Here is a 6716-nt window from a genome sequence, read left to right as displayed (position 1 = left end):
GTCCCGGCCCGGCCCTGCGCGGGCCCGGGTCACGGCTCCCACCGCCCTCCGGGCCGCCCGCAACCACCTCGTGACCCGACGCGCCACCGTGCCCCGGGCCCGCGCAGGGCCGGGCCGGGACGAAGCCCGGGCCGGCTCGGGCGCGGCCGACGAGGCATCCGGCGCGCACGGCCGCCACGGACCGGCCGGTCTACGCCCTGCCAACGGGGCGTACCCCGGCGTCCGGGCGCGCCGCGCCCGCGGGGCGAACGACGGCGTCCGGGTGCGCCGCGCCGGCGGGGCCTGCGGGACAGCCGGCGCCAGCGAGGCGGCCGACGTAGGCGGAGCGGGCGGCGTAGAAGCGCCACGAGCTGGCCGGTGCCGATGGCCGCCGTCGACCGGTCGGTGCGCCCGGCGAGCAGCCGCGGGAGGCGGGGCGTGGGACGCCGTCGGGGCATCCGGTGCACCCGGCGGTGGGACGAGGCCGGGTGGCCTCCGTCGTGGGGTCGGTGCGGGGGCGCCGCCCGCGGTCCGGGTGGGGTCGGTGTCGGTTGTGTGGGGATGCCGGGGCGTGTTCATCGTTCGCTCCTGGTGGTGCGGCGGGTTCGGGTGGGGCGCGGAAGGCGGGCGCGGCGGCCCGGCGGGCGGGTGCTCGCCCGCTTGCGGCGTGGCTCGCGCTTGTTGCGCTGTTCGCGCAGGCAGTGCCGCAGGCCCTCCGGGTCGAGGCCCTCGTTGCAGGCGTGGTGCAGCAGCTGGGCGAAGCGGTACTCGCCGTCGGCCTGGAGGGCGAGGGTGAGGGCGATCCGGGCGGTCGGCTCGTCCCCGGTGGACCAGGAGACCCAGCCGGCCAGGGTCAGCGGGGCCGCGGCGTGCTCCCCGTAGGCCCCGACGCAGCGCCGGGCCAGGGCGCGCCACAGCCGCAGGGCGGGGGCGGCCTCCTCGCCCTCCATCCACTCGGCGGCGATGTCGCGCACCTCGCGGTCCTGGAGCCCGAGGATCAGCGAGGCCGCCTCGTCGTGGCCGAGCAGGGCGTCGTCCCAGTCGTCGGCCCGGGTGCCGCCCTCGGCGGGCGGGGCCAGCGTCAGGCGCTCCAGCAGGGTGCGGACCAGGGCCACGGTCTCGGCCCCCACCTGCTGCTTGGTGGCACCGTCGAGGATCTTCGGGACGAGGGCGGCGGCGGCCCGGTCGAGGGCCCGCTCCTGGGCCTCGGCCGTGGGTCCCCGCAGCGGTGTCATCCGCCGCTCGATGTCCTTCAGGCTGCCCCTGACCCGGAGCCCGGCGAACGTGGCGGCGGCCGCCATCACCGAGGTGCCGGCCGGGGCCAGCGGTGTGCCGTCGGCCGGGCAGCAGCGGGCGTCGGGACAGCAGTAGGACCAGTACCGGCCGTCGGAGATGCACAAGGCTTCGAGGACGGGCACGTCGAGGGCCCCGCAGGCGACGCGGACGCCCTGGGCCAGGGGGCGCAACCGGCTCATCACCGCGCGGGCCTCCTCGCCCTCGCCCGGGTCCTGGCAGAGGTAGACCACGATGCCGTCGGGCTTGCCGGAGCGCCGTTCGCTGCCGCGGACGAGGCAGTCGGCGACCAGCCGGGCGGTCTCCTCCCATTCCCCCGGGTCGCCGGGGATGCCGACGCGCAGCCGGCCGCCGAAGCGGCCGCCCTCGCCGTGCACGGCGACCATCACGAGCGAGTCGTTCGGGTGGAAGCCGACCATGTACGGCAGGGCGTCGGCCAGTTCGGCCGGGCTGCGCAGGGTGATCTGCGGGACGGTGGTGGATGCGGACGGGTCACGTGGTTCGCGGTTCTTCGTCATGGCTCGACGGTCCCGCGCCGCCCCCGATCCCAAAAGCCCTGTGGATAACTCTTGAATTCGAAACTTCCACAGCCTTCGAGCGCCGTTGGCGCGATGTCGGAGGCATCGGGTTGCATGGGGGCATGAACGCAGACCTGAGGTCCTCGGCCGATTCCGTACTCGCCCGTCTCGTGGGAGACCCGACGGGAGCCGCCCGGCTGCGCGAGGACCAGTGGCGGGCGATCGAGGCCCTGGTCGCGCACAAGCGGCGCGCGCTCGTCGTGCAGCGCACCGGCTGGGGAAAGTCGGCCGTGTACTTCGTGGCCACGTCCCTGCTGCGGGCCGCCGGCGCGGGGCCCACGGTGATCGTCTCGCCGCTGCTCGCGCTGATGCGCAATCAGGTCGAGGCGGCAGCCCGCGCCGGGATCCACGCCCGGACCATCAACTCCGCCAACCCCGAGGAATGGGAGGAAATCCAGGACGAGGTCGCCGCGGGTGCGGTCGACGTCCTGCTGGTGAGCCCCGAGCGGCTCAACAACCCCGACTTCCGCGACCAGGTGCTGCCGAAGCTGGCGGCGGCGACCGGGCTGCTGGTCGTGGACGAGGCGCACTGCATCTCCGACTGGGGACACGACTTCCGCCCCGACTACCGCCGCCTGCGCACCATGCTGGCGGACCTGCCGCCGGGGGTGCCGGTCCTCGCCACCACGGCCACGGCCAACGCCCGGGTGACCGCCGACGTCGCGGAGCAACTGGGCACGGGAGCGGGCTCGGACGCGCTGGTGCTGCGGGGCCCGCTGGACCGGGAGAGCCTCAGCCTCGCCGTGCTGTCGCTGCCCGACGCCGCGCACCGGCTGGCCTGGCTCGCCGACCACCTGACCGAGCTGCCGGGCTCGGGGATCATCTACACCCTCACCGTGGCGGCGGCCGAAGAGGTGACGGCGTACCTGCGCCACCGCGGGCACCAGGTCTCCTCCTACACGGGCAAGACGGAGAACGCCGACCGCCAGCAGGCCGAGGACGACCTCCAGGCCAACCGGGTCAAGGCCCTGGTGGCGACCTCGGCGCTGGGGATGGGGTTCGACAAGCCCGACCTGGGCTTCGTCGTGCACCTGGGGTCCCCGTCCTCGCCGATCGCCTACTACCAGCAGGTGGGCCGGGCCGGCCGCGGCGTGGAGCACGCCGAGGTGCTGCTGCTACCCGGCCCGGAGGACGAGGCGATCTGGAAGTACTTCGCCTCGGTCGCCTTCCCTCCGGAGGAGCTGGTCAGGCGCACCCTCGACGCGCTGGGACAGGCCGGCAGGCCACTGTCGCTGCCCGCGCTGGAGCCGCTGGTCGACCTGCGGCGCACCCGGCTGGAGACCATGCTCAAGGTGCTCGACGTGGACGGCGCGGTGCACCGGGTGAAGGGCGGCTGGACCGCGACGGGCGAGCCGTGGGTGTACGACGCCGAGCGCTATGCCTGGGTGGCCCGCCAGCGGGCGGCCGAGCAGCAGGCGATGCGCGAGTACGCGGCGACCACGGGGTGCCGCATGGAGTTCCTGCGGCGCCAGTTGGACGACGAGGAGGCGGCGCCCTGCGGCCGCTGCGACAACTGCGCGGGCGCCCGATTCACCGCCGATGTGTCGTCGACCGCCCTGGAGGTGGCCCGGGGCGAGCTCGGCTGGCCGGGGGTGGAGCTGGAGCCGCGCAAGATGTGGCCGACCGGGCTGGCCGCGGTCGGGGTGGACCTCAAGGGCCGGATCCCCGCCGGGGAACAGGCGGCCACGGGCCGGGCCCTGGGCCGGCTCTCGGACATCGGCTGGGGCAACCGGCTGCGTCCGATGCTCGCCACGCAGACTCCGGACGGGCCGGTTCCGGACGACGTGGCGCAGGCGGTGGTGGAGGTTCTGGCCGACTGGGCGCGCGGTCCGGGCGGCTGGGCCTCGGGCGCGCCGGACGCCCCCGCCCGCCCGGTGGGCGTGGTGACGCTGCCCTCGCGCCACCGGCCCCAGCTCATCGGTTCACTGGCCGCCCGGATCTCGCAGGTGGGCAGGCTTCCCCTGCTGGGGAGCCTGCGGTACACGGACGCAATGCCGGAGTTCGGCCTGTCCGCCGCCAACAGCGCCCAGCGTGTACGGGGACTCCACCAGGCTTTGAGCGTGCCCCCGGAGCTGTCCGCGACGCTGGCGGAAGCAGCGGGTCCGGTGCTCCTCGTCGACGACCGCGCGGAGAGCGGCTGGACCCTCGCGGTAGCGGCACGGCTGCTCCGCAAGGCCGGTGCGAAGGAGGTGTTTCCGCTGGTACTCGCCCTTCAGCCGTAGCCGGATGCGTCATGTCGGGCCCGACTGGGCAAGGATATGAACGGCATACCCACCATTTCCGGTCGGCGGCGCCAATTGCTCGTTGCCGCAGCCTGAGGCACCACGCGAGAATTGGGGGAGCTCCCGCTCGGCTCGTCGGCACCCACAGGGCCGCGCTGCGGCGCGCCCACACCCCAGCCGTGCCCGTTCGCGGGCGTGTACCCGAAGGGAGGACCGTGACCTTCGGATTCGCTCCGCCCGCCACCGCGTCGTTCGGCGCCGCCGCCGGAGGTGCCAGTCGGCACGGCAGACTGCTGGAACCTGCCGAGTGGACGGCGTCCGGGATCCCGCTCCTGCGCAACCCCCGTGAACTGGTCGGCGGGTTGCACTCCCGGCACCAGCCGGCTCCCTCGACCGCCGTGATCGCCGTCCTCGATCCGGAGGAACGGCTCGTGGCCAGCGCCTCGTTCGTGCAGCGCTCGGCCTCGGGCGACGGCTGGGAGTACCGCAACGCCCTGCTGTCCCGGCTGCGCCGGGTCATCCCGCACGACCTGCGCAGACGCACCCCCGTCCGGACCGCGGTGCTGCTCTACTGCCGGGACGGCGACGAGGGGTGGACCGAGGAGGACGGGGCCTGGATGTGGGGGCTGCGCGACGCGTGCACCCTGCACGGGCTGCGCTGCGGCGCGTACATCACGCTCGGCCGCGACGGCTGGCAGGTACTCGGCGACGGCCGCGGTGGCCGCCGGCCCGACCTGCACTCACGGCCGGAGCCGCTCGGTGAGACGACCGTGGAGCCGGTTCCGCTGGCGATGAGCACCGGCGGCGGATCGATCAGGGCCCTGCGGCGCACCGCCGCGCGCTGACCGCCCTTTCCGCCGTCCGCGGCGGAGCACACCGCCCACCGGCCTGCACCGTCCCCACCGTCCCGTGCCATCGCCACCGTTCCCGCGCCGTCGCCAGAGCTCGGCCCGGCCAACCCGGCCCAGCCGGGGCTCGGCACGCCCAGCTCAGCCCGACCCTCGCCACGCCCAGCCCGGGGCTCGGACGCCCAGCTCGGCACGGCCAGACTCGGCACGTCCTGCTCAGCCCCCGACCGTCTCGGCACGCCCAGCCCGGCCCGGCCGGGGCTCGGCCCAGCCATCTCAGCCCGACCCTCTCGGCACGCCCAGCCCGGCCCAGCCGGGGCTCGGCACGGCCAGCTCGGCCTCGCCTGCGCACGGCCACCAGGTCGACCTACCGGCCTCACGGTGCCGCGTCGCCGGCGCAACCCCACCCGGCGGCGCAGCCCGGCCTGATGCGGCCCGGCTCGGTGCGGCCCGCCCTGATGCGGCCCGGCTCGGCGCAGCCCGGCTCGGTGCGGCCGGGTGCCGGGCGGTCGTGCTGCACGGGTCGACCCCGGCGAAACGATTCGCCGGACGTCGCGCGCGGCCGCCCCTGCCCGGAGGGCCGAGAGCTTCAGCGGGGCCGGCGTCGGCCTGCCCCGCCCCTCGCCCTCGTACGGAGGATGGCAGGGGGCGTCAGACGCCCGCCCCCAGCACGGAGTTGATCTGCTGCGCGTCGCCGCACACGACGAGCAGGGCGCCGGCACGCGCGAGCGCGCCGGGCAGGGCGGCGGCCACGGCGTCGGCCGGTCCGCCGTTGGCCGCGAGGACCACGACCGGACGGGCGGCGGCCCGCTCCACCTGGGTGGCGTCGGCGTAGAAGACGTCGTCGCGGGCGTCGTGCTGGGCCCAGTACGCGGCTTCGCCGAACGACAGCTCGTGCGCGGCCCACGGGTGGAGCTCACCGGTGGTCAGCACCAGCACGTCGCCGGGGGCGCGGCCGGTGTCGAGCAGCAGGTCGACGGCTTCCTCGGCGGCGTCCAGCGCGCCCGCGGCCGAGGCCGGGATGAGCTGGATCTGCGGCACCGCGGCGGAGACCGACGGGGCGGCGGCCGGCGCGGCGGGCGCGGATGCGGAGGGCGTCGGTACGGTCCCGCCGGGCGGCCGAGTAGGCGGCGAGGGCGTGCGGGATGCCGTCGGTGTCCGCCCGGTCCAGCAGGTGGGCGAGGACGACGGCGTCCTCGACGGCCTGACAGCCGCCCTGGCCGAGGTTGGGGGTCATGGCGTGGGCGGCGTCGCCCAGCCAGGCGAGCCTGCCGTGGTGGAGGCGGGGGAGCGGGGCCGCCAGGTCGAACAGGTCGTGCTGGAGCAGCGCGGCCGGGTCCAGGCGCTCCAGGAGGGCGGGCACCGGAGCGTGCCAGGGGCCGAACCGCCGTGTCAGTTCGGCCCGTACGTCGGCCGGCCGGGTGCCCTGCGGCTGGAAGGCGGTGGCGTAGGCGTAGACCCGCCCGTCCGCCAGCGGCACGATCCCGAACCGTTGGCCGCGGCCCCAGGTCTCGGACGTGACCAGCGGCGGCAGGCCCTCCGCGGACAGCACGGTGCGCCAGGCGGTCTCGCCGCTGTAGTGCAGGCCGGGGTGGTCGGGGAAGTACCGGCGGCGCAGCGGGCTGTTGATCCCGTCCGCCGCGATCACGGCATCGGCCGGCCGGACCTCGCCCGTGGCGGTGTGCACCAGGGCGGCACCGGCCTCGGCGTCGGTCACGTCCCGGACGGCCGTACCGTACCGGACCGCTCCGGAGGGCAGTTCCGCGGTCAGACCCGCGATCAGGGCGGCGCGGTGC

3 protein-coding genes and 2 pseudogenes are annotated in these 6716 nt (G+C 76.0%); 2 read left to right on the top strand and 3 right to left on the bottom strand.

Features of this window, described 5'->3' with window-relative positions; translation table 11 throughout:
• Positions 1-554: 554 nt before the first annotated feature.
• Entirely contained in the window at positions 555-1790 is a 1236-nt protein-coding gene (locus EF918_RS30580) for a DUF4192 domain-containing protein (protein ID WP_125652178.1), read from the bottom strand.
• A 122-nt stretch (positions 1791-1912) separates the two neighbouring features.
• Between EF918_RS30580 and EF918_RS30575 the strand changes: the two genes are divergently transcribed.
• Both EF918_RS30575 and EF918_RS30570 read left to right on the top strand, forming a co-directional pair.
• Positions 1913-4072 (top strand): RecQ family ATP-dependent DNA helicase, encoded by a 2160-nt coding sequence (locus EF918_RS30575; protein ID WP_125652177.1) that lies wholly within the window; start codon positions 1913-1915, stop codon positions 4070-4072.
• A gap of 215 nt (positions 4073-4287) precedes the next feature.
• Positions 4288-4917: a hypothetical protein gene (locus tag EF918_RS30570; protein WP_125652176.1), complete on the top strand. Its 630-nt coding sequence runs from the start codon at positions 4288-4290 to the stop codon at positions 4915-4917.
• Positions 4918-5571: 654 nt separating this feature from the next.
• Here EF918_RS30570 and EF918_RS30565 read toward each other — a convergent pair.
• Both EF918_RS30565 and EF918_RS38675 read right to left on the bottom strand, forming a co-directional pair.
• Positions 5572-6000, bottom strand: a pseudogene (locus tag EF918_RS30565) (hypothetical protein); the annotation flags it as partial.
• A 73-nt stretch (positions 6001-6073) separates the two neighbouring features.
• A pseudogene (locus EF918_RS38675) lies at positions 6074-6607 on the bottom strand (FAD-dependent monooxygenase); the annotation flags it as partial.
• Positions 6608-6716: the final 109 nt, after the last annotated feature.

The sequence above is a fragment of the Streptomyces sp. WAC06614 genome, assembly GCF_003949795.1.
Lineage (GTDB): Bacteria > Actinomycetota > Actinomycetes > Streptomycetales > Streptomycetaceae > Streptomyces.
Note: the sequence above shows the minus strand (reverse complement) of the source record. Positions and strands in the feature narration are given on the sequence as shown.